Genomic DNA, 22,840 nt, shown 5'->3' with positions numbered 1-22,840 from the left:
AACGCGCGCCCCCGCGCACGTCTTTGGCGAGGTGTGCCGGATTCTCCGGGGCGGGGGCAAGGGAGAGGCCCGGGGGATGCTGCGCGAGGTGTGAAGAAGTGTGCGCGAAGCCGTGCGCGGGCCTGCACGGTTGGACCGGCCTTCGGGGCAAGTTGCCTGGTCGTAGGGGGTGGTTGAGTGGAACCCCGGTCGGGCGGCGTGCTTTGATCCCTCACACCGCGGGGGCCGCGCACGCTCCGGACCGGGGCGCCCGGCACCCGCGGTCGCGGCCGTCGTCTGTCCCCAGAGGGGGCCGCTCCCCCCTTGTGAAATGGCTATACGAAGGGAAGTTCCCCCATGAACTCCACCCCCCAGGTCGAGACCACCGAGATCTCCGACGCCGAGCTGGACAACGTCTCCGGCGGCCTCAGCGTGCACGCCGTGGGCGCCGTCACCGGCCTCGTGGACGGCATCGCCCCGGTGTCCGGTCTGGTCAACACCGCCGTCAACACGGTCGAGGGTGTCACCGGCCTGAACACCGCGCCGGTCACCGGCCTGGTCGCCGGTCTCTGACCGCGCCCCGGTACCCCTGAGTCCCGGGGCCGCTTTCCCCGGCGGCCCCGGGACTTCCCGGTTCCGCTCCCCCGGCTCTCCCTCAGCCTCTTTCCCTCCCCTGGACACCTCCCCGTGCAGTTCCGCCGACAGGCCCTCGCCAAGCTCCAGTCGCCCGAGGAGCTGGACCTCCCCGTGCGTTTCGCCCGTCCCCAGGGCCGGCTGGCACTGTCCGTCACCGTGCTCGTGATGGCGGCCGCCTCCGTGTGGGCGGTGACCGGGTCGGTGACGGCCACCGTCGACGCGCCGGCCGTCCTCACCCACGGCCAGGGCAGTTACCTGCTCCAGAGCCCCGTCGCCGGGCAGGTCACCGCCGTCGTCGCCCGGCAGGGCGAGCGGCTCGCCGCCGACGCCCCCGTACTGAAGGTCCGTACCGCCGAGGGCGAGAGCGTGGTCCGCGCCCTCGCCGCGGGCCGGGTCAGCGCGCTCGCCGCGAGCGTCGGGCAGATCCTGACGACCGGCGCGGACGTCGCCGCCGTGGAGAAGGTCGCCCACGCCGGCGACCCGCTCTGCGCCACCGTGTACGTCCCCGCCGAGAACGCCGCCGCGATCCCCGACCGCGCGGCCGTCGACCTGACGCTCCCGTCGGTGCCGGCCCAGGAGTACGGCGTACTGCGCGGCCATGTGACCGCCGTGGACCGCACCGCGCAGTCCGCGCAGCAGATCGCCGCCTTCCTCGGTGACGGCCGGCTCGGCGAGCAGTTCACGAAGGACGGCAGACCGGTCGCCGTGACCGTGCGCCTCGACCGGTCCGCCGGCACGAGGAGCGGGTACGCCTGGTCGTCCGCGTCCGGGCCGCCGTTCGCCCTCACCTCGATGACCACGGCCACCGCGTCGATCCGGCTGGCCGACCAGCACCCCGTCGACTGGCTGCTGCCGTGAGCGCCGCGACCGGGAGCCGGGGCCGCCGCCGCGCCGCCCCGCCGCGCCGCGCCGTGCCGAGGGCCCGGACGCGGACGGTCCGCACCCCCACCGTCCTCCAGATGGAGGCCGTCGAGTGCGGCGCCGCCTGCCTCGCGATGGTGCTCGGGCACCACGGCCGGCACGTCCCGCTGGAGGAACTGCGCATCGCCTGCGGGGTCTCCCGCGACGGCTCGCGCGCCAGCAACGTGCTGAAGGCGGCCCGGAGTCACGGCCTGACCGCCAAGGGCATGCAGATGGACCTGGCCGCCCTCGCCGGGGTCACGGCCCCGGCCGTGCTGTTCTGGGAGTTCAACCACTATGTCGTCTACGACGGCATGGGCCGCCGCCTCGGCCGCCGGGGCGTCTTCGTCAACGACCCCGCCGAGGGGCGCCGGTTCGTCCCGCTGGAGGAGTTCGACGGCTCGTTCACGGGCGTGGTCCTGACCATGGAACCCGGCCCGGACTTCCGCCCCGGTGGCCGCCGGTCCGGCGTGCTGGGCGCCCTGCCGGCCCGGTTGCGCGGCACCGCCGGCACCCTGTCCGCCGCGGTGCTGGCCAGTCTGCTGCTGGTGCTGGTCGGCGCGGCGGTGCCCGCGCTGTCCCGTACCTATGTCGACATGTTCCTGATCGGCGGGCAGACCTCGCTGCTCGGCGTGCTGTTCGCGGCCATGGCGGCGTGCGTGCTGCTCACCCTGGTGCTGACCTGGCTGCAACAGGGCAATCTGCTGCGCGGGCGCCTGATCTCCTCCACGCTCTCCAGCGCCCGCTTCCTGCGGCACCTGCTGCGCCTGCCGGTGACGTTCTTCGCCCAGCGCAGCCCGGCCGACCTGGTGCAGCGCCTCCAGTCCAACGACGCCGTCGCCGAGACCCTCGCCCGGGACCTGGCCGCGGCGGGCGTGGACGCGGTGGTCGTCGTCCTCTACGCGCTGCTGCTGTACACCTACGACCCGCAGCTCACCTTCGTCGGCATCGGGGTGGCGCTGCTGAACATCGTGGCCATGCGGGTCGTGATCAGGCTGCGGGCGACGCGTACGGCGAAGCTGCGCGCGGACACCGCCCGGCTGACCACCACCGCGTACACCGGGCTCCAGCTGATCGAGACGGTGAAGGCCACCGGCGGCGAGGACGGCTACTTCCGCAAGTGGGCCGGGCAGCACGCCACCACCCTGGAGGAGCAGCAGCGACTCGGGGTGCCCGGTGCCTGGCTGGGGGTGGTGGCGCCGGCCCTGGCCACCGTCAACAGCGCGCTGATCCTGTGGATCGGCGGTCTGCGCGCGGTCGAGGGCCATCTCTCGGTCGGGCTGCTGGTCGCCTTCCAGGCGCTGGTCACCCGGTTCACCGCGCCGCTGACCCGGCTCAACGGCGTCGCGGGCCGCATCCAGGACTTCGCCGCCGACGTGACCCGGCTGAAGGACGTGGAGGACTTCGGCGCCGACTCGCTGCACGGCCGTCCCGGCGCGGGCGGTTCGACCCGCCGGCTGCGCGGCCACATCGAGCTGGAGAACGTTTCCTTCGGCTACAACCCCCTCGACAAGCCGCTGCTGACCGGCTTCGACCTCACCGTCGGACCGGGACAGCAGGTGGCGCTGGTCGGCGGCTCCGGCAGCGGGAAGTCCACGGTGTCCCGGCTGATCTCGGGCCTGTACGCCCCGTGGGACGGGGTGATCCGGATCGACGGGCAGCGCCTCGCGGACATTCCGCGCGGGGCGCTGGCGGCCTCCGTCTCCTTCGTCGACCAGGACGTCTTCCTCTTCGAGGGAACCGTGCGGGACAACGTGGCGCTGTGGGACCCGTCCGTGCCCGACGAGGCGGTGGTGGAGGCGCTGCGGGACGCGGCGCTGTACGACGTGGTGATGCGCCGGCCGGGCGGCATCCGCGGCCGGGTCGAGCAGGACGGCCGGAACTTCTCCGGCGGGCAGCGCCAGCGCCTGGAGATCGCCCGTGCCCTGGTGCGCCGCCCCAGCGTCCTGGTGTTGGACGAGGTGACCAGCGCGCTCGACGCGGAGACCGAGCAGACCGTGATGGACAACCTGCGCCGCCGGGGCTGCGCCTGCGTGGTGATCGCACACCGGCTGAGCACCGTCCGGGACAGCGACGAGATCGTCGTCCTCACCGGGGGCACGGTCGTCGAACGCGGCCGGCACGAGGAGCTGGTGGCGCGCGGCGGCGCGTACGCGGCGCTGGTCAGGGAGCGGTGAGATGACCGACGTACACGAGGGCGACGTCGTCCTCGGCGCGCTCGGCGCGCTCGGCACGCCGGTGGACTGCGCGGGCCTGACCCGGCTGGACCTGGAGGGGCCGCAGGTGCTGTGGGTGGTCGCGGCGGGTGCCGTGGACCTGTTCGCGGTGGACGCCGCCGAGCGGGGCACCTGGCACCACCTCGGCCGGCTGGCGGCGGGCACGCTGCTGCTCGGCCCGGTCGCCGGACCCCGGCACACCCTGCTCGCCCGCCCGCTGCGCGACTGCGTGGTGCGCCGCGTCGAACTGCGCGAGCTGTACGAGCCGGCGGCCACCGGGACCTGGTCCTACGACGAGTGGGGCACCCCGCACCACGTGCCGCCTGCGGCCGGCCCGCTGGAGTACGCCCTGGCGCTCGGTGTCGGCCGGGGTCTGGCCGTGCTTTTCCAGGCGCCGACGGCGGCCGGGGGCGCGGCGGCCCCCGCCGACGACGACGTGTTCTGGATGCGGGTGCCGCCGGGCAGTGTCCGGTACGGCACGGAGTACGGCGGCCCGGCGGCGGACGGCCTGCTGATGGACCCGGCGCTGTGGCAGTCCCTGGTCGACCAGCAGTACCGGCTGCTGACCACGCTGGACCGCTGGATCGAGGAGCTGGAGCGCACCCACGAGTCCCGGACCGCGGCCGGTGTCCAGGCCGGTGAGGCGGCCGGCGCGCGGGCCGACCGGACGCTGCTCGCCTCCCTCGGCGGGCGGGCCGGGCGGCGCCCGACGGCCGCCGACGTGGACGCCACGTACGCGGCCTGCGACCTGGTCGCCCGCGCCGCCGGGATCACCCTCGCCGAGCCCGCCCGCGGCGGCGCGGAGGGCGACCGCCTCGACGAGGTGGAACGCGTCGCGCTGGCCTCACGGGTACGGACCCGGACGGTGCGGCTGGAGGGCCGCTGGTGGCGGGAGGACACCGGGCCGCTGGTCGGTCACCGGGCGCTGTCCGGCGCGCCGGTGGCCCTGCTGTGGCAGCGCGGCGGCTATGTCGCGGTGCATCCGGCGACCGGCCGCCGGACGCCGGTGGGCAAGGCGAACGCCGGGGAGTTCGAGCCGCGCGCGGTGATGTTCTACCGGCCGCTGCCGGACCGGCGGCCCGGCCCGCTGGGGCTGCTGCGCTTCTGTCTGCGCGGCACCCGTGCCGACCTGGGCCGGCTGCTGCTCGCCGGGCTGGTCACGGTGGCGGTCGGGGCGCTGGTGCCGGTCGCCACCGGCAAGGTGCTCGGCGAGTACGTGCCCAGGGCGCAGACCGGGCTGATCGGGCAGGTGTGTCTGGCGGTGCTGCTCGGCGGTGTCGTGGCGGCGGCCTTCACGCTGCTCCAGAACCTGACCGTGCTGCGCCTGGAGGGCCGGATCGAGGCCGCCTTGCAGCCGGCCGTGTGGGACCGGCTGCTGCGGCTGCCGACGGCGTTCTTCACCGGGCGGTCCACCGGTGAGCTGGCCAGTGCCGCCATGGGCATCAGCCAGATCCGCCGGCTGCTCGCCGGGGTCGGCCCGACGGTCGCGCAGTCGGTGACCGTCGGCGCGGTGAACCTGGCGCTGCTGCTGTGGTACAGCGTGCCGATGGCCCTGGCGGCGCTCGGCATGCTGGGGGTGGTCGCCGCGGTCTTCCTCGTCCTCGGGCTGTGGCAGGTGCGCCGGCAGCGGCGGCTGGTGGCGCTGACCAACAAGCTGAACGACATGGCGTACCAGACCCTGCGCGGCCTGCCCAAGCTGCGGGTGGCGGCGGCCGAGAACCACGCGTACGCCGCCTGGGCCGGGGAGTTCGCGCGCAGCCGGGAACTCCAGCGCGAGGCCGGGCGGGTCAAGAACCTCACCGCGGTGCTCGGCGCGGTCCACCTGCCGCTGTGCACGCTGCTGATGTTCATGCTGCTGGCGGGCCCGGCGCGCGGTGCGATGTCGGCGGCCCAGTTCCTGACCTTCAACACCTCGGTGACCCTGCTGCTGACCTCGGTCACCCAGCTGACCGGCGCGTTCGTCTCGGCGGTGGCCGCGCTGCCGCTGTTCGAGGAGATCGAGCCGGTGCTGGAGGCGGCACCGGAGGTACGCGCGGGCAGCACCCGGCCGGGGCCGCTGTCGGGGGCGGTGGAGGCACGGCGGCTGTCGTTCCGGTACGCCGACGACGGCCCGCTGGTCCTGGACGACGTCTCCCTCGACGTGCGCCCGGGCGAGTTCGTCGCGATCGTCGGCCCCAGCGGTTGCGGCAAGTCGACCCTGCTGCGGCTCCTGATCGGTTTCGACCGCCCGCTCTCCGGCAGCGTCCTCTACGACGGCCAGGACCTCGCGGCGCTCGACCCGTCGGCGGTGCGGCGGCAGTGCGGGGTGGTGCTCCAGCACGCCCAGCCGTTCACCGGCTCGCTCATGGACGTCATCCGGGGCAGCGAACCGTACTCGCCCGAGGAGGTGATGGCGGCGGCGGAGCTGGCCGGGCTCGGTGACGACATCCGGCGGATGCCGATGGGCCTGCACACCGTCGTCTCCGGCGGCGGATCGGTCTCCGGCGGGCAGCGCCAGCGGCTGATGATCGCGCAGGCGCTGATCCGCCGGCCGCGGCTCCTCTTCCTCGACGAGGCGACCAGCGCCCTGGACAACGCCGCCCAGCGCACGGTGATCGAGTCCACCAAGGCGCTCGACGCCACCCGGATCGTCATCGCGCACCGGCTCTCCACCGTGCTGGACGCCGACCGGGTGGTCGTCATGGAGAACGGCCGCGTCGTCGAGCAGGGTCCGCCCGCCGCGCTGCTCGCCGACACCGGCGGCCGGCTGCGCGAACTGGTCCGGCGCCAGCTCGCCTGACCGGTCACGGGAAGGTTGCCGGCAGGCCAACCCTGGGTGACGGACGTTGATCGCGGCCGTAACTGGGTACCTGCGGCAGCATGCGTATCAGCGTGGTGGACGTGGGGTCGAACACGGTCCGACTGGTGGTGGCGGACGCCGACGGCGGGGTGCCGCTGCCGGTGCACACCGCCAAATGGCGGCTGAGACTCTCCCAGGACGTCAGACCGGGCGGCCCGGTCCCCCAGGATGCGGTGGAGCGGCTGGTGGAGGCGGTCGCCGCGGCGGGCCGGACCGCGGCCCGCTGGGGCGCCGCCGAACCCCTGGCGTTCGCGACCGCCGTGGTCCGGGCCGCGCCCAACCGGCAGGAGGTGCTGCGCGCCGTCCGGGAGCGTACGGGCGTCGCCCTGTGCACGCTGCCGGGCGAGGTGGAGGGCGAGCTGACCTTCCTCGGCGCGCGGCGCTGGATGGGCTGGCGGTCCGGTCCGCTGGCCCTGCTCGACATCGGCGGCGGCTCCCTGGAGGTGGCGTTCGGCCGCGGCCGGCTGCCGGACTTCGTGGCCTCGCTGCCGCTGGGCGCGAACCGGCTGACCCACGAGTTCCTCGCCGACCAGGACCCGCCGGCCCCGGAGGCGATACGGGCGCTGCGCCGCCGGGTGCGGCACCAGTTGCGGGACGCGGCGGCCCGCATCCGCTGGGAGGGCCCGCGCACCGCGGTGGCCACCTCGCGGACGTTTCAGCAGCTGGGCCGGTTGTGCGGTGCCGCGCCCGGGCGTCAGGGCCCGTTCGTGGAGCGGGAGCTGCGCTGCGCGGACCTGCGCGGGGCGATCGGCCGGCTGGCGGCGCTGCCCGCCGCCGAACGGGCCCGCCTGCCCGGTATCTCCGCGCCGCGCGCCGGGCAGAGCCTGGCCGGCGCGGTCATCGCCCACACGGCGATGAAGCTGACCGGCCTGAACGCGGTGACCGTCTGCCCGTGGGCGATCCGCGAGGGGGTGCTGCTGCGGCACATCGAGGACGGCCCCGGCTGGTGGGCGGAGGTCGTCCGGCAGAACGAGGAGCCGGCGCCACCGGGTCCGGTGCCCCTGCGTCTCGCCGCGGCCACCCACTGATCACCGAGCACCGAACGAGGAAGGAACCCTTCATGTCCCAGAGCGGCGAGAACGGCGGCAAGCAGCCCGAGACGGCCCTGGAGGAGGTCATGCGCGAGATCGAGGAGGCGGAGACGCGCGATCCGGAGTCGGACCGGGAGCGGCGGCACCGGGGCGAGGCGGGCGACGCGACCTCCCCCAACACGGGGGCGCAGGAGCAGTCCGGACACGAGTGAGGGGCCCGAGCGCCGCGGGACGGCGACGGGCGCCGTGGGGGCTGGTCGCGCACCAGCCGCCCACCTCGGCCCCGCCCCCTGGGGGATGCGCGAAACCTTCCGGGGTACCCGGCACCCCATGCACACCGACCGCGAAGAACCATCACTGCCGTCCCCCCGGGGCCCCCTCTCCGCGGCCGTCCGGGACCACCTGCGGGGCACCGGCCCGCTCCCCCGCCCCGAGGCCACCGCGTCCGTCCCGGCCTGGGGCGACGACCTCCAGCTCGCCCTGTACCAGTGCTACGAACTGCACTACCGGGGCTTCGCCGGGGTCGACCCGGAGCTGGAGTGGGACCCGGGCCTGCTGCGCTTCCGCGCGGCCCTGGAGGAGCGCTTCCTGGCCGCCCTGCGGGCCGGCACCCGCGTCCACGACACGGTCGAGGACGCCGTCGCCGACCTGCTGGTGGAGCCCGTCGACGGCACCGGCGTCAGTCACTTCCTGCGCGACAAGGGCGAGCTGTGGCACCTGCGCGAGTACGCCGCCCAGCGCTCCCTGTACCACCTGAAGGAGGCCGACCCGCACGCCTGGGTGCTGCCCCGGCTGTGGGGGCGGGCCAAGGCGGGCATGGCGGCGGTGGAGTTCGACGAGTACGGCGGCGGACGCGCCGACCGGGTGCACGCCCGGCTGTTCGCCGACCTCATGACCGACCTGGGCCTGGACACCACGTACGGCCGCTACCTGGACGCGGCGTCCGCGGAGACGCTCGCCACGGTGAACATGATGTCCCTCTTCGGACTGCACCGGTCCCTGCGCGGCGCCCTGGTGGGCCACTTCGCGGCCGTCGAGATCACTTCCTCCCCCGGTTCCCGGCGGCTCGCCGAGGCGATGCGCCGCACCGGCGCCGGACCGGCCGCCGAGCACTTCTACGACGAGCACGTCGAGGCCGACGCCGTCCACGAGCAGGTCGTCCGGCACGAGGTGATCGGCGGCCTGCTGGAGGAGGAGCCGCACCTCGCCCCGGACGTGGTCTTCGGTATCGACGCCACGGGACACGTGGAGGACCTGCTGGCCGCGCGGCTGCTCACCGAGTGGCGGGCGGGCCGCTCCTCGCTGCGCGCCCCGCTGGAGGAGGACGCGGTCCGGGAGAGCGCGGCTCATACTTCCTGACCAGAGGGGTACTAGGGGCGCGTGAGTCCTCTGGTGCTGCCGGGTGTGTACGCCCCGCAAGAAGACACGGCGCTGCTCGCCGACGCCCTCGACGACGAACCGCTGGCGCCCGCCGCGGCGGTCCTGGACGTGTGCACCGGCAGCGGGGCACTGGCCCTGGCCGCCGCGCGCCGCGGCGCCCGGGTGACCGCGGTGGACGTGTCGTGGCGGGCGGTGGCCACGACCCGGCTGAACGCCGCGCGGGCCGGGCTGCCGCTGCGCGTACGGCACGGGAACCTGTTCACCCCGGTGCTCGGCGAGACCTTCGACCTGGTCCTCGCCAACCCGCCGTACGTCCCGGCGCCCGGCGGGCCCCACCTGCCCCGGGGCGCGGCGCGGGCCTGGGACGCCGGTCACGACGGCCGCCTGCTGCTGGACCGGATCTGCCGGCAGACCCCGCCCCGGCTGCGGCCCGGCGGGGTGCTGCTGCTGGTGCAGTCGGCGCTCAGCGATCCCGACCGCACCGTCGGGACCCTGCGCGCGGCCGGCCTGAAGGCCGCGGTGACCCGGCGCCGCCGGATCGCCTTCGGTCCCGTCCTGCGCGGCCGGGAGGCCTGGCTGCGCCGCCGGGGCCTGCTGTCCGCGACCGACAACGAGGAAGAACTGGTGGTCGTCCGTGCCGAACTCCCCGTCTGACACCCCCCGCCGGATCACCGTCCAGCGCCAGGGGCCGCTGCTCGTCGAAGGCCCGGTGGAGATCGAGCTGGAGGACGGCTCCACGGTTGCCTCCGACCGGTTCCGGGTCGCCCTGTGCACCTGCCGCCGCAGCCGCCGCTTCCCCTGGTGCGACACCAGCCACCGCGCCCGCCGGTAGCGGCCCCCTTCCCCGCAGGCTCTCTCCCACCGCTCCCCTCCCGCCGCCTCCTTTACCGGCGGGTATCGTCGGGCGCCGCAGCTCCCCGGCGGTGACCACGAGAGGCGGACGCGCGGATGGCGAAGCACTGGGCCGACTTCCAGTACGAGATCTACCTGAACGGCATGACGGGTGCCGTGCCCCGGCTGCCCACCGACCTGACCCGGCTGGAGGCGCTCACCGAGCAGCGCCTGGGCCCCGGCCCGGTCGGGTACGTGGCGGGCAACGCGGGTGACGGCAGCACCGCCCGCGCCAACCGGGCGGCGCTGCGCCGGCGCCGGATCGTGCCGCGGATGCTGCGGGACGTGCGCGAACGGGACCTGTCGGTGGAGGTGCTGGGCCGGACCCTGCCCGCGCCGCTGGCCCTCGCCCCGGTCGGGGTGCTGTCGATCATGCATCCGGACGCCGAGCCGGCCGCCGCGCGCGCCGCCGCCGCGCAGGGCGTGCCGTTCGTGCTGTCCTCGGCGTCGAGCACGCCGATGGAACAGGTGGCCGAGGCGATGGGCGACGCCGAGCGCTGGTTCCAGCTGTACTGGCCCAAGGACCGCGAGGTGGCCCGCAGCTTCCTGGGCCGGGCGCGGGCGGCCGGGTTCACGGCGCTGTTCGTCACCCTGGACACCCCGCTGCTGTCCTGGCGCCCGCGCGACCTGGACCAGGCGTACCTGCCGTTCCTGCACGGTGTGGGCACCGCCAACTACTTCTCCGACCCGGCGTTCACCGCGGGCCTGGCCAAGCCGGTGCACGAGGACCCGCAGGCCGCCGTGCTGCACTTCGTCGGCATGTTCTCCGACCCCGCGAAGACCTGGCCGGACCTGGCGTTCCTGCGGGAGAACTGGGACGGTCCGATCGTGCTGAAGGGCGTCCTGCACCCGGACGACGCCCGGCGTGCCGCGGACGCCGGGATGGACGGCGTGGTGGTGTCGAACCACGGGGGCCGGCAGGTGGCCGGGTCGGTCGCGGCGGCCGACGCGCTGCCGGGCGTGGCGGCGGCGGCCGGCGACCGGCTGACCGTCCTGTTCGACAGCGGGGTGCGCAGCGGCGACGACGTGTTCAAGGCGCTGGCGCTGGGCGCGCGGGCGGTGCTGCTGGGCCGGCCGTACGTCTACGGGCTGGGCCTGGACGGGCAGGCGGGGGTCGAGCACGTCATCCGCTGCCTGCTCGCCGAGCTCGATCTCACCCTCGCCCTGTCCGGGCACGCCGGCCCGGCCACCCCCGGTCCCGCCGACCTGGTCGAGCAGCGGGACTGATCAGCGTACCGATCAGCGTCCGGCCGGCCCGGCCGCCCGGGCCGCCGGGTCGTCGGCGCCGGTTCCCGGGGTCCCGGGGTCCCGGCGTCCGGCGGGTCGGTGCGCCGGCGCTGGACGGTGGAACTGTCCCGCAGGACGACCACGAGGTCGGCGCCGGGGTCGGCGCCGAGCGGGGCGAGGGCGAGCTGCGGATCCCGGCGCGGCACCAGCTCGTCCCGTCCGGTACGGGCGCAGCGCACGTCGCCGCCCCGGGCGCCGCCCTCGTCGGCACAGGTGCCGAGGACGACGACCCCGGCGTCGGCGCGGGAGTCCAGGCAGAGTCCCGCGCCGGCCACCGGGCGCAGCAGGCCGTCGTCCTCGTGGGTCCAGCGCTGGGTCCACCGGGAGGAACAGGGGGCCGGCCGGGCGCCCGCGCCGGCCCGGGGGCCGTCGGGGACGTCCAGGCAGAGCCCGGCGGCCTCGTTGCGCAGCCGGGTGCCGGCGGGCTGCCCGGCCGGCCCCGCGGCCGAGACCGGCGCCGGGGCGGCGGTGGCGCGGCCGGCGGAGGAGGCCGGGCCGGTGTCCTTGCCGTCGTAGGAGGGACACGAAGGCCCGCCCGGCCGGCGTCCGGTTCTCCGGGGTGAGCGAGGCCGCCGCGCGCATGCCGCGGCCACCCGCCGGCTCTGCGCAGCTCCGGCAGGGCCGCGCAGAGCCGCTCGTCGGCGGCCCACTGGCGGACCGTGTCGCGCACGGCCACCAGCAGCCGGGGGCGCAGGGCGGCCGGCCGGGTCGCCCTGCGCGAGCCCGTTCAGGACCCGGCGGAAGGCGGCGCCGGTGACCATGCCGGCGGCCCCCCGCCGGGGTGGCCAGGCAGATGGCGGCGTAGTCGTGGGCGGGCCGCCGGTGCCGCGCGGCGGCGGCGCAGGCCGCCGTGGTCTCCGGACGCTCCCGCAGCAGTGCTCCGAGGTCGTCGTCGGATAGGAGGTTCCTTCCCCCACGGGAGCCTCACTCTGGCACGAACCCCGTTGCCCACAAGGACTTGGGAAACGCGCGGCCCTTGAAGGAAAGTCAGGTCAGGCGGCCGGACGGGCCCGGCCGAGTGACCGTCAGATCTGCCAGGAGCGCAGCCGGTCGGCGGCGGCGTAGACGTCCGCCTTGCCGGACATCAGGTCGCGCGCGAGGTCGACCAGGGCGCCGTAGGGCGGGTCGATCCCGGCGCCGCTGACGAACATGTACGCCACGGCGGTCGCGCAGGCGAACCGGGCGTTGGCCGAGGGCAGCGGCCTGAGCACGGCGAGGGTGTGCAGCAGGGCGGCGGCCCGCCAGGCCGGGTCGGAGTCCACGCCGAGGCGGGGCGGGTCGACCCGGTGCCGGGCCACGGCGGCGACCAGCGCCGAGAAGTCGTTGACGGTGGGCTGGTCCGGCAGCACTTCCTCGTGGCGCTGGAGCAGCCAGGGCACATCGATGTGGATGACCGGTACGGGTGCCATGGGTCAGGCGGCCCGCCCCTCGCCGGCGGTGGACCGCTCGTCGTCCGGGAAGGCGGCGGCGAACTCCTCGGCGTGCCCCTGGAAGAACCGGCGGAACGCCTCCGCGCCTTCCTGGAGCGCCCGGTGGCGCGCGATGTCGGCGGCGGCGGCCTCCCGGACCAGGGCCTTCATCGACGTACCGCGCTCCTTGGCGATCTGACGCAGGTCCTCGAGTTCGCGGTCGCTGAACTCCACGTTCAAGGCTGGCATGCCTCCACGGTACCGCTCCGGTACTGACCCGTAAATAGCGGCTGGTCAGGACAGTTCCGGGCGGTACCGTGGGGGTGCCGCGTCAGCGCTGGTCGGCCACGAAGGCGGCCATGCGGGCGAGCGCGGCGTTCCAGTTGACGGTGGTCTCGTTGGTCGACCAGGACTGGATGTCGTCGAGGTAGCAGAACTGTCCGACGCAGCCCTGGAGCTTCGCCTGCGCCACGGGGTCCTGGATGCTGGAGTTGGGTCCGCCGGAGAGCGTGCCGGCCGGCGGGTCGGGCAGCGCCGGGTCGAGCTGGCGGGCGTACCAGCGGCTGTGCTGGCGGTGGGCGTTGACCTCGCCGTAGCCGGTGACGTACGAGATGTTCAGGGCGTTGCGGCCGAGGATGTAGTCCATGCTCTGCACCGCCCCGTCGCGGTACTTCCGGGCGCCGGTGAGGTCGTACGCGGTGGCCAGCACGACCGCGTTGTTGAGGACCTGGTGGCTGGAGCCCCAGTCGTAGACGTTGTTCTCCGGGGCGTACGGCAGGCCGTACGGGTGGGCGGTCAGCGTGGCCAGGTAGCGGTCGGCGCCCCGGACGACGGAGCGGCGGACGGCGTCCCGGCCGGGCAGCCGACTGGGCACGGTGGCGAGGTCGAGGCGGGCCGCGGCGCCGGTGCGCGCCCAGTCGAAGCCGAGCGGGCCGAAGAGGTCGGCGGTGTGCACCGGGGAGGCGAGCACGTGGTCGCGGTAGGTCTTCTCACCGGTGGTGAGGTACAGCTCGGCCGCCGCCCAGTAGAACTCGTCCTGGATCTCGCGGTCGGGGTAGGCGCCGCCGCCGATGCCGTCGTTCTCGTCGGCGTACACGTCGGGGTGGGCGAGCGCCGCCGCCCAGGCGGCGCGGGCGGCCGTCAGCGCCCGTGCGGCGAAGGCCCGGTCGTAGGGGGCGTAGAGGCGGGCGGCCTGGGCGGCGGCCGCGGCGAGGTTGAGGGTGGCGGCGGTGGTCGGCGGGTGCAGTTCGCGCTTCTGCGGGTCGGCGCTGGGCAGCAGCGGCAGCCCCGTCCAGTTCTCGTCGTGGATCTTGTGGTGGGCCATCCCGGCCAGCGGCTGCCCGGCCGGCACCTGCATCCGCAGCAGGAACTCCAGCTCCCAGCGGACCTCGTCGAGCAGGTCGGGCACCTTGTTCCCGCTCTCGGGTATCTCCAGTGTGCCGTCCCCGAAGGCGGCGGGCGTGCCGCCCCGCGCCCGCAGGGACCGCTCGTAGGTGCTCAGCAGCTCCCAGACCGAGATGCCGCCGTTGACGACGTACTTGCCGTGGTCGCCGGCGTCGTACCAGCCGCCGGAGACGTCGAGCCGGTAGTCGCAGACGCCCGGCCGGCAGGGCACGTCGGTGTCACCCTGGTTGGGCGCCACGCCCACGTGCCCGGCGGGGCGGGCGTAGCCGGGGCGCAGGTCGTCGCGGATCGCGATGCCGCTGCGCTGGGTGTAGTAGTACTTCACGGCGTCGGTGCGCAGCCGCCGGTAGGCGTCCGTGCCGATGTCGAAGGGGCGGCTGGTCTCGCCGTCGGCGACCAGGGTGAGTCCGGTGGCGCGCCTGTCGTACCGCCCGAAGTCGATGGAGTGGACGTTCTGCCCGGAGGAGGCGTCCACGCCACGCGGCACGCTGGTCCCGCGGGCGACCACGGTGCCGCCGGCGTCCTTGAGCTGCCAGGGCAGCGCGGTGGTCGCGTCGGTGACGAGGGTGGCGTTCTTCGGCCCGGACGGCAGGTAGGCGACCTGGTTGACGCGGACCCGCGGCCCGGTGTCGGGCTCGTACGGCTCCGGCTGCGCCCCGCCCAGCAGGGAGACGTCGTCCAGGCAGATCCGCCAGGGCTCGGCGCTCCCGCCGACCTGGAAGGCGACCTGGCCCTGGGCGGTGCCGGTGGGCGCGGTGAAGGTGTAGGAGTAGCGGTCGCCGGAGACGCTCGGCTGCGGACTGACCTCGTAGTAGGCGTCGTACGGCTCCACCGCCAGCCCGACCAGGGCCCGGACCGGGTGCCCGGCGGGCGTGCCGCTCGCGCTGAAGGAGAACCGGTACGTCTCCCCCGCCACCAGCGGGATGTCGTTCTGGCCGATGATCGCGTCCCAGCGGTTCGCGGTGCCGCCGGGGACGTCGGCGCAGAGCCTGCCGTCGTCCACGGCGGCGGTGAGGTTGCCGGTCGTCCACCAGGGTGCGGTGCCGTCGTCGAAGGTGCCGTTCCTGACCTGCTCGGTCTCCTCGGCGCCGGCCGGGGCCGCGGGCAGCGCGGTGAGGCCCGCGGCCAGCAGCGCGGTCAGGGCGGCCAGCGCGGTTCTGCGTCGTTTCACGTCTGGGCTCCTCGGCGGAGATGCGGGCGGCGCTTCCGGCACGCAGGGCGTGGGAGCGCTCCCAAGTACGGACGCAGGCCATGCTTGTTGCAGACATGACAGTCCGTCAACGGTCCGGACGGGACGTGTTGGCCGTCCCGTCCGGCACGCGCCGGGTCAGGCGGCCGGTGCCTCCAGCCGGCTGATCCGGACCGCGCCCCTGGCCTCGCCCGGGTGGGCGCTGGTCAGGGTGAGGCGGAGGCGGGAGCCGCGCACCGCGTCGAAGGTGAGGACGGTGGGCCGGTCGGAGGCGGTGGCCCAGTCGGTGCGGGCGCCCTCCACCGGCCGCCAGGCCCGGCCGTTCCACACCTCGGCGCGGACGGCGGCGGGCAGGGTGTGGGCGGCGTCGGTGGTGAAGGAGACCTCGACGCGGTCGAAGCGGCGGGTGCGCCCGTAGTCGACCGAGATCCAGTCCTCGGCGCGGGCGCCGCCGAAGGCGGGCAGCAGCGCGGTGGCCGCCTTTTCGAAGCCGTTGGACCAGCCGGTCGCGGGATCGTCGTCGAGGACGGCGGCCGGCAGGGTGTCCGGACGGCCGGAGTAGCTGGCGTCCGCGTGCGGGGCGGGCACCGGCGCCGGCTGCTCGGGGCCGAACCCGGGCGCGGGCGTGGTGGCCCGGTCGGCGGCCCGATCGGCGCGCACCACGGCGGTACCGGCGCGCAGTCCCCGCGCCCGCGCGGTCACCTCCAGCGTCCCGGCGCGGGTGCCGGCCCGGACGATGGCGAGGGCCTTGCCGTGGAAGGCGGTACGGGTGCTCGCCCGGTAGGGCTCGGCGCTCTCCTGGCGGCCGTTGTCCAGGCCGGCTATGGAGCCGCCGCGCACGTCGAAGGTGATCAGGTGCTCGGCGCCGGGCACCACCGTGCCGCGCGCGTCGACGACGTCGGCGGTGACGAAGACCAGGGCACGGCCGTCCGCGGCGACGGACTTCCGGTCGGGCGTCAGCCGGATCGCGTACGGCTCCCCGGCGGTGCGCAGCACGTCGGTGGCGACCGTCTTGCCGTCCCGCCGGGCCACGGCCCTCAGCTCGCCCGGCGCGTACGGCACCCGCCAGGTCAGGTGGAGCTTGCCCGCGCTGCCGTTGGGGCTGGTGTAACTGCCGGGGTACGGGCCGCCGGCGACGGTCTTGTCGTCGCCGGTGGCCTCGGTGGTCTCCAGGTAGGTCCGGCCGTCGACGGTGGTCTTGGTGTCGAACCGCCGGGTGCCCAGCGAGGTGCCGTTGAGGAACAGTTCGACGGTGTCGACGTTCGCGTACGCCCACACCTCGACCGTGTCGCCCGCCGCGTGGTTCCAGGTCATCGGCAGCAGGTGGACCATCGGCTCGTCCGTCCACTGGCTGCGGAACAGGTGGTACATGTCCTTGGGGAAGCCCGCGGTGTCGACGGCGCCGAAGAAGGACGCCTTCACCGGGAAGACGTCGTACGGCGTCGGCTCGCCGATGTAGTCGATGCCCGACCACAGGAACTGCCCCGCGAACCACTTGCGGTCCCGGTCCTTCTTGTGGCCGTACTCGCCGCTCATGGTCCAGGAGGCGAGGTTGTTGTCGTAGGAGGAGGTCGCCCGCCGGCCGGGGGTGTGGTTCTCGCCGGTGTTGAGGTGCTCGGGCTCCTGGTACGTGCCGCGGGTGGAGGTCTCCGAGGACGACTCCGACTCGAAGAGGAAGAGGTGGGGGTAGGCGGCGTGCAGCGCGTCCACCGACTTCGCGGTGTTGTAGTTGAGCCCGAGCCCGTCGAGCCTGGCCAGCATCAGGTCGGCGGCCGAGCCCTTCGCGGGCAGGGAGCGGTACTTGTCGGAGCCGATCACCAGCGGGCGGGTGGCGTCGGCGGCCTTGACGGCGCCGATGATCCGGTCGGCCATGGCGAGGCCGGCGGTGGAGGTGGAGTCGGGGACCTCGTTGCCGATCGACCACATCACCACGGCGGGCGAGTTGCGGGCGGCGAGCACCATCTCGGTGGCGTCCCGCTCGCACCACTCGTCGAAGAACCGGCCGTAGTCGTACCGGTTCTTGCCGGTCCGCCAGCAGTCGAACGCCTCGACCAGCGTGACGATGCCTAGTTCCTCGCAGACGGCGAGCACCGCGGGGTCGGGCGGATTGTGCGAGGTGCGCAGGGCGTTGACGCCCATCGACTTCATGATCTCCAGCTGGCGGCGGACCGCGTCGGCGCTGACGGCGGCGCCGAGCGCGCCGAGGTCGTGGTGGAGGTCGACGCCCTTGAGCTTGGCGTGGACGCCGTTGAGGTGGAAGCCCTCCGCCGGGTCGATCCGTACGGTGCGGATGCCGAAGACGGTGTCGTAGGTGTCCACCGTCCGGCCGCCGACGCGCAGTTCGGTGCGGAGCGTGTGGCGGTCGGGGGTGGCGAAGTCCCAGCGGCGGGGGCGGGCGACGGTCAGTTCCTGGGTCTCGGTGCGGTCGTCGGCGCCCACGGTGACCGTCGTCGAGGCGCGGGCCACGGTGCGGCCGTCGGGGTCCCGGACGGCCGTGCGGATCTCGACCTCGGCCGGGGCGCCGGAGGCGTTGACGACCGTGGTCGCCGCCCGGACGACGGCCCGCTCGTCGGAGACCTCCGGGGTGGTGACGTACGTGCCCCAGCGCCGGACGTGCACCGGCTCGGTGACGACCAGGCGGGCCTCGCGGTAGATGCCGCTGCCGGAGTACCAGCGGCTGCTGGGCAGCCGGTTGCGGACCCGGACCGCGAGGACGTTCTCCGTCCGGCCGTCGGTGTGCACCAGGCCGGTCAGGTCGAGGGCGAAGCCCGTGTACCCGTACGGGTGGCGGCCGATCCGCGTGCCGTTGCACCAGAGGTGGGCGTCCATGTAGACGCCGTCGAACTCCACCGAGATCCGCTTGCCCGCGAGCGCGGCCGGCAGCGTGAAGGCGAGGCGGTACCAGCCGAGGCCGCCCGGCAGGAAGCCGGTACCGCTGGTGGTGCCGTGCTCGGTGGTGGGCGCCTGTTCGATGCTCCAGTCGTGCGGCACCGCGACCTCGCGCCAGGCGGAGTCGTCGTAGCCCGGGGCCGCGGGGACCTCGTCCGGCTCGGCGGCGCCCACGGGGTCGGCCAGGGTGAAGCGCCAGCCGTCCCGCAGGGCGACGGTCCGGCGGCCGGAGAAACCTTCCTTCTCTTCCGCCGCCCATGCCGCCGGGGCGCCCAGCAGGGTCCCGGCCGCCGGCGTGGCCGCGGAGGCGATCAGGACCGCTCTGCGTGTGACTGTCATGGCTCTCCCTCATCAGGGCCCAGAACTACTCACAAGTGATCGTGAACAAACAGATTCTGTTAACGCGTCACACCGGCCCGTCAAGGGGGCGGAGGCGCACTTCTGCCGCACGCGCCGCACCCGGTGCGCCCGTCGAACGCCTCGTGCGCCCACCGGCTCCGGTGGCGACGGAGTTCCGGTCCGCTGAACCCCCCGGACGCACTACGCTGTGCCCCAAGTGACACACCGTTCACTGTGAGTGTGCGCGATGGAGTGGCGACGATGAGCCCGGTCAACCCGTACGACGATGCCGCCACGGCGCGGGCAGTCATCGACGACACCGGCGTGGTTCTGCACTGGAACGAGGGGGCGCGCCGACTGCTCGGCCACCCGGCGGCCCAGGTGGTGGGCCGGCCCGCGGCCGGGCTGCTGGCCGCCGGCGGCCACGGCCCGCCGCCCCCGGGGCCCGGCCGGAGCCGTTGGCTCGGCACCCTCGACCTGCGGCACCGCGACGGTCACACCGTGACCGCCCGGGTGCTCGCCCACCGCCGCCGGACGGACGGCGGACCGGGCGAGTGGCTGGCCGCCGCGGCGCTGGCGGACCGCCCGGACGCGGCGGACGACCCGCTGGTCAACATGGCGCTGCTCCAGTCACCCTGCGCGATGCTGATCTTCGACGACCAGCTGCGGCTCTACGGCGTCAACGACGCCATGGCCCGGCTGATGCTGCTGCCGCCCGAGGACCTGCTCGGCCTGCGGCTCACCGACATCGACAGCCACCCGGAGTACGCCAAGTACGAGAGGAACCTGCGGCGGGTGCTGGTCACCGGGGAGCAGCAGGAGGTGGAGACCTTCCAGCGGGTCGCCGGTGAGAACCACGACCACGCCTGGCTGGCCCGCGTCGCCCGGCTGACCGGCCCCGACGGCCGGGTCCGCGGAGCCTGCGTGAGCGTCCACGACTTCACCGAGCAGCACCTCGCCCGGGAACGGCTGCAACTCGTCAACGAGGCCAGCGTGCGCATCGGCACCACCCTCGACGTCACGCGCACCGCCCAGGAACTGGCCCGGGTCTGCGTCCCGGCCCTCGCCGACTTCGTCAGCGTCGACCTGCGCGACCCGTGGGACCACGGGACCGAGCAGCCCGGCCCGCCCGGCCCGCCGGTCACCCTGCGCCGGGCCGCCCATGTGTCGATCACCCCGGGCTGTCCGGAGGCGGTGGGCGAACCGGGCCGGCTGGAGGACTACCCGGCCGGTTCCCCGCAGGCCGAGTCCCTGCTCACCGGACGGGCGATCGTGACCGCGGTGCCCTCCGGGCACACCGAGGCGTGGCAGTACTGGGACGCCGACCGCGTCCAGCGGCTGAAGGAGTACGGCATCCACTCCACGCTGTCCGTCCCCCTCCAGGCCCGGGGCACCACCCTCGGGGTGGCGGTCTTCGCCCGCTACCGGCGCCCCGAGCCGTTCACCCACGACGACGTGCTGCTGGCCGAGGAGGTCACCGCGCGGGCCGCCGTCTGCATCGACAACGCCCGCCGCTACTCCCGGGAGCGGGAGACCACGCTGACCCTCCAGCGCAGCCTGCTCCCCCGCCATCTGCCGCCCACCGCCGCGGTGGAGGCCGCCTCCCGGTATCTGCCGGCGGCCCGCGCCGGGGTCGGCGGCGACTGGTTCGACGTCATCCCGCTGTCCGGGATGCGGGTCGCCATGGTCGTCGGCGACGTGGTCGGCCACGGCATCCAGGCGTCCGCCACCATGGGCCGGCTGCGCACCGCCGTACGCACCCTGGCCGACATCGACCTGGCCCCCGACGAACTCCTGACCCACCTGGACGACCTGGTCGTCAGGCTGTCCGACGAAGCCGGCGGCGACGGCACCGGCGAGGTCGGCGCCACCTGTCTGTACGCGGTGTACGACCCGGTCTCCCGGCGCTGCACGCTGGCCCGCGCCGGACATCCGCCGCCCGTCCTGGTCCCGCCGGAGGGACGGCCCTACCAGGTGTCGCTGCCCTCGGGACCGCCGCTGGGCGTGGGCGGGCTGCCGTTCGAGTCGGCCGAGCTGGAGCTGCGCGAGGGCACGGTGCTGGCCTTCTACACCGACGGGCTCATCGAGAGCCGGGAGCGCGACGGCGACGCGGGCCGCGCCCTGCTCTGCGAGACCCTCGCGCACCCGGCCGGCCGCTCCGCTTCCGCCTCGCTGGACAAGACCTGCGACCGGGTGCTGCGCAGCCTGCTCCCGGCGGGCGGCGCCGCCGACGACGTGGCGCTGCTGCTGGCCCGCGCCCGGGGGCTGCCGCCGTCCCGGGTGGCGACCTGGGACGTCCCCCCCGACCCGGCGCTGGTCGCCCGGGTCCGCAAGCAGGTCCTGGAGCAGCTCGCCGCCTGGTCCCTGACGGAGGCGTCGTTCACGGCCGAGCTCGTGGTGAGCGAGCTGGTCACCAACGCCATCCGCTACGGCGCCCCGCCGATCCGGCTGCGGCTGATCCATGACGCGACCACGCTGATCTGCGAGGTCTCCGACACCAGCCACACCGCGCCGCACCTGCGCCGGGCCAAGACCTGGGACGAGGGCGGGCGCGGACTGCTGCTGGTCGCCCAGCTCACCCAGCGCTGGGGCAGCCGGCACACCGCCGAGGGCAAGACGATCTGGGCGGAGCTGGCGCTGCTGGACGGGGAGTGACCGCCTGGTTTCCGCGGCCTCGCGACGGGACATCCGGACAGAGGGGACGTACCCCACGAACCCGGGTCCGGTCGTGACGAACCCCCAGGAGATGAGGCGGCCATGGCGAACACCCACCGGACGGCACTGCTCGGCTGCGCGGTCGCGCTGCTCGGCGCCCTGACCGCCTGCGGCGCAGGCGGCGGCGGTACGGCGGCCCCGGTCTCCTCCCCGACGGCGACGGCGACGGCGCGGGAGACGGCTCCGCCCGGCTCCGCCACCGCCTCGGCGACCGGCGCCGCACCGGGCGACCGGCAGCCGAGCCGGTCGCCCTCCGGCGCCGTGCCCGGTGACACGGCCGGGTCCGCGTCGGCGTCCGGGCGCACCGACGGCCGCTGCCGGACCGCCGACCTGCGGGCGTCCGTGGGCCGCGTCGACGCGGGGGCCGGCCAGCGGAACGTGCCGGTGGTGCTGACCAACACCTCCGCCCGCACCTGCACCCTGTACGGCTATCCGGGCGCCGCCTTCGTGGACGGCGCCGGCCGGCAGCTCGGCCCGGACCCGGTGCGCGAGACCGCCTCGCCGCGGACCGTGTCGCTGGCCCCGGGCCGCAGCGCCTGGGCGGCGCTGTCCTTCGCCGCTCCGCAGGTCAGCGGGGCGCGCGCGGCCGAGCCGGCGGCGCTGCTGGTCACCCCGCCGGACGAGCGGGCCGCCCTGGAGGTGCCGTGGCAGGGCGGCGAGGTGCCGGTGGGCGGCAACGAGTCGGCGGTCTCGCTGACCGTCCTCTCCCCCGGCACCGGCCCCTGAGCCGCGGGTTCAGTGACCGGAGACCGGGTGCGGGGTGTAGGGCCGCTCCAGTTCCTCGGTCTCCTTGTCGGTCAGCTCCAGGGCGACCGCCGCCACCGCGTCCTCGATGTGCCCGGGCCGGCCCGCCCCGACGATCGGCGCGGTCACCGTGGAGCGGCCGAGGAGCCAGGCCAGCGCCACCTGGGCGCGGGGCACGCCGCGTTCGGCGGCGATCCGGGTGACGGCCTCGACGACGGCGCGGTCGCCCTCCTGGTAGAGGGTGCCGCCGAACCGGTCGGTCTCGCTGCGGGCGGTGCTGGTCCCCCAGTCCCGGGTGAGCCGGCCACGGGCCAGCGGGCTCCAGGGGAGGACGCCGACGCCCTGGTCCGCGCAGAGCGGCAGCATCTCCCGCTCCTCCTCGCGGTAGATGAGGTTGTAGTGGTTCTGCATGGAGACGAACCGGGTCCAGCCGTGCCGCTCGGCGGTGTACTGCGCCTTGGCGAACTGCCAGGCGTACATGGAACTCGCCCCGATATAGCGCACCTTGCCCGCCTTGACCAGGTCGTGCAGGGCCTCCATGGTCTCCTCGATCGGCGTGTGCGGGTCCCAGCGGTGGATCTGGTAGAGGTCCACGTGGTCGGTGCCCAGCCGCCGCAGGCTGTGGTCGATCTCGGTCATGATCGCCTTGCGGGACAGGCCGCCGCCGTTGGGGCCGGGCCGCATCCGGCCCTGCACCTTGGTGGCGAGGACGATCTCGTCGCGGCGGGCGTAGTCGGCCAGGGCCCGGCCGACGATCTCCTCGCTGGTGCCGTCGGAGTAGACGTTGGCCGTGTCGAAGAAGGTGATGCCCGCTTCGAGGGCCTGCCGGATCAGGGGGCGGGAGGCGTCCTCGTCGAGGGTCCACTGGTGCGGGCCCCGGCCGGGCACGCCGTAGGTCATGCACCCCAGACAGATCCGTGAGACGTCCAGGCCCGTCGAACCGAGCTTCACGTACTGCATCGTTGCTGCTCCCGCCTTCAGGACGAGTGATC

At 74.9% G+C, this 22,840-nt stretch carries 17 protein-coding genes and 1 pseudogene; 12 read left to right on the top strand and 6 right to left on the bottom strand.

The window, feature by feature from the left end; translation table 11 throughout:
* Positions 1-336: 336 nt before the first annotated feature.
* From Sdagh_RS34350 to Sdagh_RS34305, 10 genes are all read left to right on the top strand, one after another.
* Positions 337-552, top strand: coding sequence for a type A2 lantipeptide (locus Sdagh_RS34350; protein ID WP_189414128.1), 216 nt, complete (start codon positions 337-339; stop codon positions 550-552).
* A gap of 114 nt (positions 553-666) precedes the next feature.
* Positions 667-1,473 (top strand): HlyD family efflux transporter periplasmic adaptor subunit, encoded by an 807-nt coding sequence (locus Sdagh_RS34345; RefSeq protein WP_189414127.1) that lies wholly within the window; start codon positions 667-669, stop codon positions 1,471-1,473.
* A complete protein-coding gene (locus tag Sdagh_RS34340; RefSeq protein WP_190076467.1) occupies positions 1,470-3,692 on the top strand; it encodes an NHLP family bacteriocin export ABC transporter peptidase/permease/ATPase subunit in 2,223 nt (740 codons plus the stop codon). The genes Sdagh_RS34345 and Sdagh_RS34340 overlap by 4 nt, the downstream gene beginning before the upstream one ends.
* Before the next feature lies 1 nt (position 3,693).
* Positions 3,694-6,510: an NHLP bacteriocin export ABC transporter permease/ATPase subunit gene (locus Sdagh_RS34335; protein ID WP_189414125.1), complete on the top strand. Its 2,817-nt coding sequence runs from the start codon at positions 3,694-3,696 to the stop codon at positions 6,508-6,510.
* Positions 6,511-6,590: 80 nt separating this feature from the next.
* On the top strand, positions 6,591-7,598 hold the full coding sequence (locus Sdagh_RS34330) for a Ppx/GppA family phosphatase (RefSeq protein ID WP_189414124.1): 1,008 nt from the start codon (positions 6,591-6,593) through the stop codon (positions 7,596-7,598).
* Positions 7,599-7,630: 32 nt separating this feature from the next.
* Positions 7,631-7,813 (top strand): hypothetical protein, encoded by a 183-nt coding sequence (locus tag Sdagh_RS34325; RefSeq protein ID WP_189414123.1) that lies wholly within the window; start codon positions 7,631-7,633, stop codon positions 7,811-7,813.
* 118 nt (positions 7,814-7,931) lie between these two features.
* On the top strand, positions 7,932-8,960 hold the full coding sequence (locus Sdagh_RS34320; protein ID WP_189414122.1) for an iron-containing redox enzyme family protein: 1,029 nt from the start codon (positions 7,932-7,934) through the stop codon (positions 8,958-8,960).
* A gap of 21 nt (positions 8,961-8,981) precedes the next feature.
* The gene (locus tag Sdagh_RS34315) at positions 8,982-9,635 is read left to right on the top strand and encodes a HemK2/MTQ2 family protein methyltransferase (protein WP_226536143.1); all 654 of its coding nucleotides are present in this window, start codon (positions 8,982-8,984) and stop codon (positions 9,633-9,635) included.
* Entirely contained in the window at positions 9,616-9,813 is a 198-nt protein-coding gene (locus tag Sdagh_RS34310; protein ID WP_189414121.1) for a CDGSH iron-sulfur domain-containing protein, read from the top strand. Before Sdagh_RS34315 ends, Sdagh_RS34310 begins: the two co-directional genes overlap by 20 nt.
* Positions 9,814-9,929: 116 nt before the next feature.
* The gene (locus tag Sdagh_RS34305) at positions 9,930-11,099 is read left to right on the top strand and encodes a lactate 2-monooxygenase (RefSeq protein ID WP_189414120.1); all 1,170 of its coding nucleotides are present in this window, start codon (positions 9,930-9,932) and stop codon (positions 11,097-11,099) included.
* A 317-nt stretch (positions 11,100-11,416) separates the two neighbouring features.
* Here the strand turns inward: Sdagh_RS34305 and Sdagh_RS34300 are convergent.
* The 5 genes and pseudogenes from Sdagh_RS34300 to Sdagh_RS34280 all read right to left on the bottom strand — a co-directional run.
* Positions 11,417-11,920: pseudogene (locus tag Sdagh_RS34300) on the bottom strand (ricin-type beta-trefoil lectin domain protein); the annotation flags it as partial.
* A 264-nt stretch (positions 11,921-12,184) separates the two neighbouring features.
* On the bottom strand, positions 12,185-12,568 hold the full coding sequence (locus tag Sdagh_RS34295) for a toxin Doc (RefSeq protein WP_189414119.1): 384 nt from the start codon (positions 12,566-12,568) through the stop codon (positions 12,185-12,187).
* A 3-nt stretch (positions 12,569-12,571) separates the two neighbouring features.
* Positions 12,572-12,817: a hypothetical protein gene (locus tag Sdagh_RS34290; protein ID WP_189414118.1), complete on the bottom strand. Its 246-nt coding sequence runs from the start codon at positions 12,815-12,817 to the stop codon at positions 12,572-12,574.
* 82 nt (positions 12,818-12,899) lie between these two features.
* Positions 12,900-15,143 carry a glycoside hydrolase family 9 protein gene (locus Sdagh_RS34285; protein WP_189414117.1) on the bottom strand — a complete coding sequence of 748 codons (2,244 nt, stop codon included), beginning with the start codon at positions 15,141-15,143 and terminating at the stop codon, positions 12,900-12,902.
* A 156-nt stretch (positions 15,144-15,299) separates the two neighbouring features.
* Positions 15,300-18,389, bottom strand: coding sequence for a glycoside hydrolase family 2 TIM barrel-domain containing protein (locus Sdagh_RS34280; protein ID WP_190076466.1), 3,090 nt, complete (start codon positions 18,387-18,389; stop codon positions 15,300-15,302).
* A gap of 261 nt (positions 18,390-18,650) precedes the next feature.
* On the opposite strand from Sdagh_RS34280, the gene Sdagh_RS34275 reads away from it, so the two are divergent.
* Both Sdagh_RS34275 and Sdagh_RS34270 read left to right on the top strand, forming a co-directional pair.
* On the top strand, positions 18,651-21,044 hold the full coding sequence (locus tag Sdagh_RS34275) for a SpoIIE family protein phosphatase (RefSeq protein WP_189414115.1): 2,394 nt from the start codon (positions 18,651-18,653) through the stop codon (positions 21,042-21,044).
* Between the two features lie 102 nt (positions 21,045-21,146).
* Entirely contained in the window at positions 21,147-21,830 is a 684-nt protein-coding gene (locus Sdagh_RS34270) for a DUF4232 domain-containing protein (protein WP_190076465.1), read from the top strand.
* A 9-nt stretch (positions 21,831-21,839) separates the two neighbouring features.
* Here Sdagh_RS34270 and Sdagh_RS34265 read toward each other — a convergent pair whose 3' ends face one another.
* On the bottom strand, positions 21,840-22,808 hold the full coding sequence (locus tag Sdagh_RS34265; protein ID WP_190076464.1) for an aldo/keto reductase: 969 nt from the start codon (positions 22,806-22,808) through the stop codon (positions 21,840-21,842).
* Between the last annotated feature and the right edge of the window lie 32 nt (positions 22,809-22,840).

Origin of the sequence: Streptomyces daghestanicus (genome assembly GCF_020521275.1) — a bacterium.
GTDB lineage: Bacteria > Actinomycetota > Actinomycetes > Streptomycetales > Streptomycetaceae > Streptomyces > Streptomyces griseoviridis.
The sequence above is the reverse complement of the archived record's forward strand: the minus strand, read 5'-3'. Positions and strand labels throughout refer to the sequence as shown.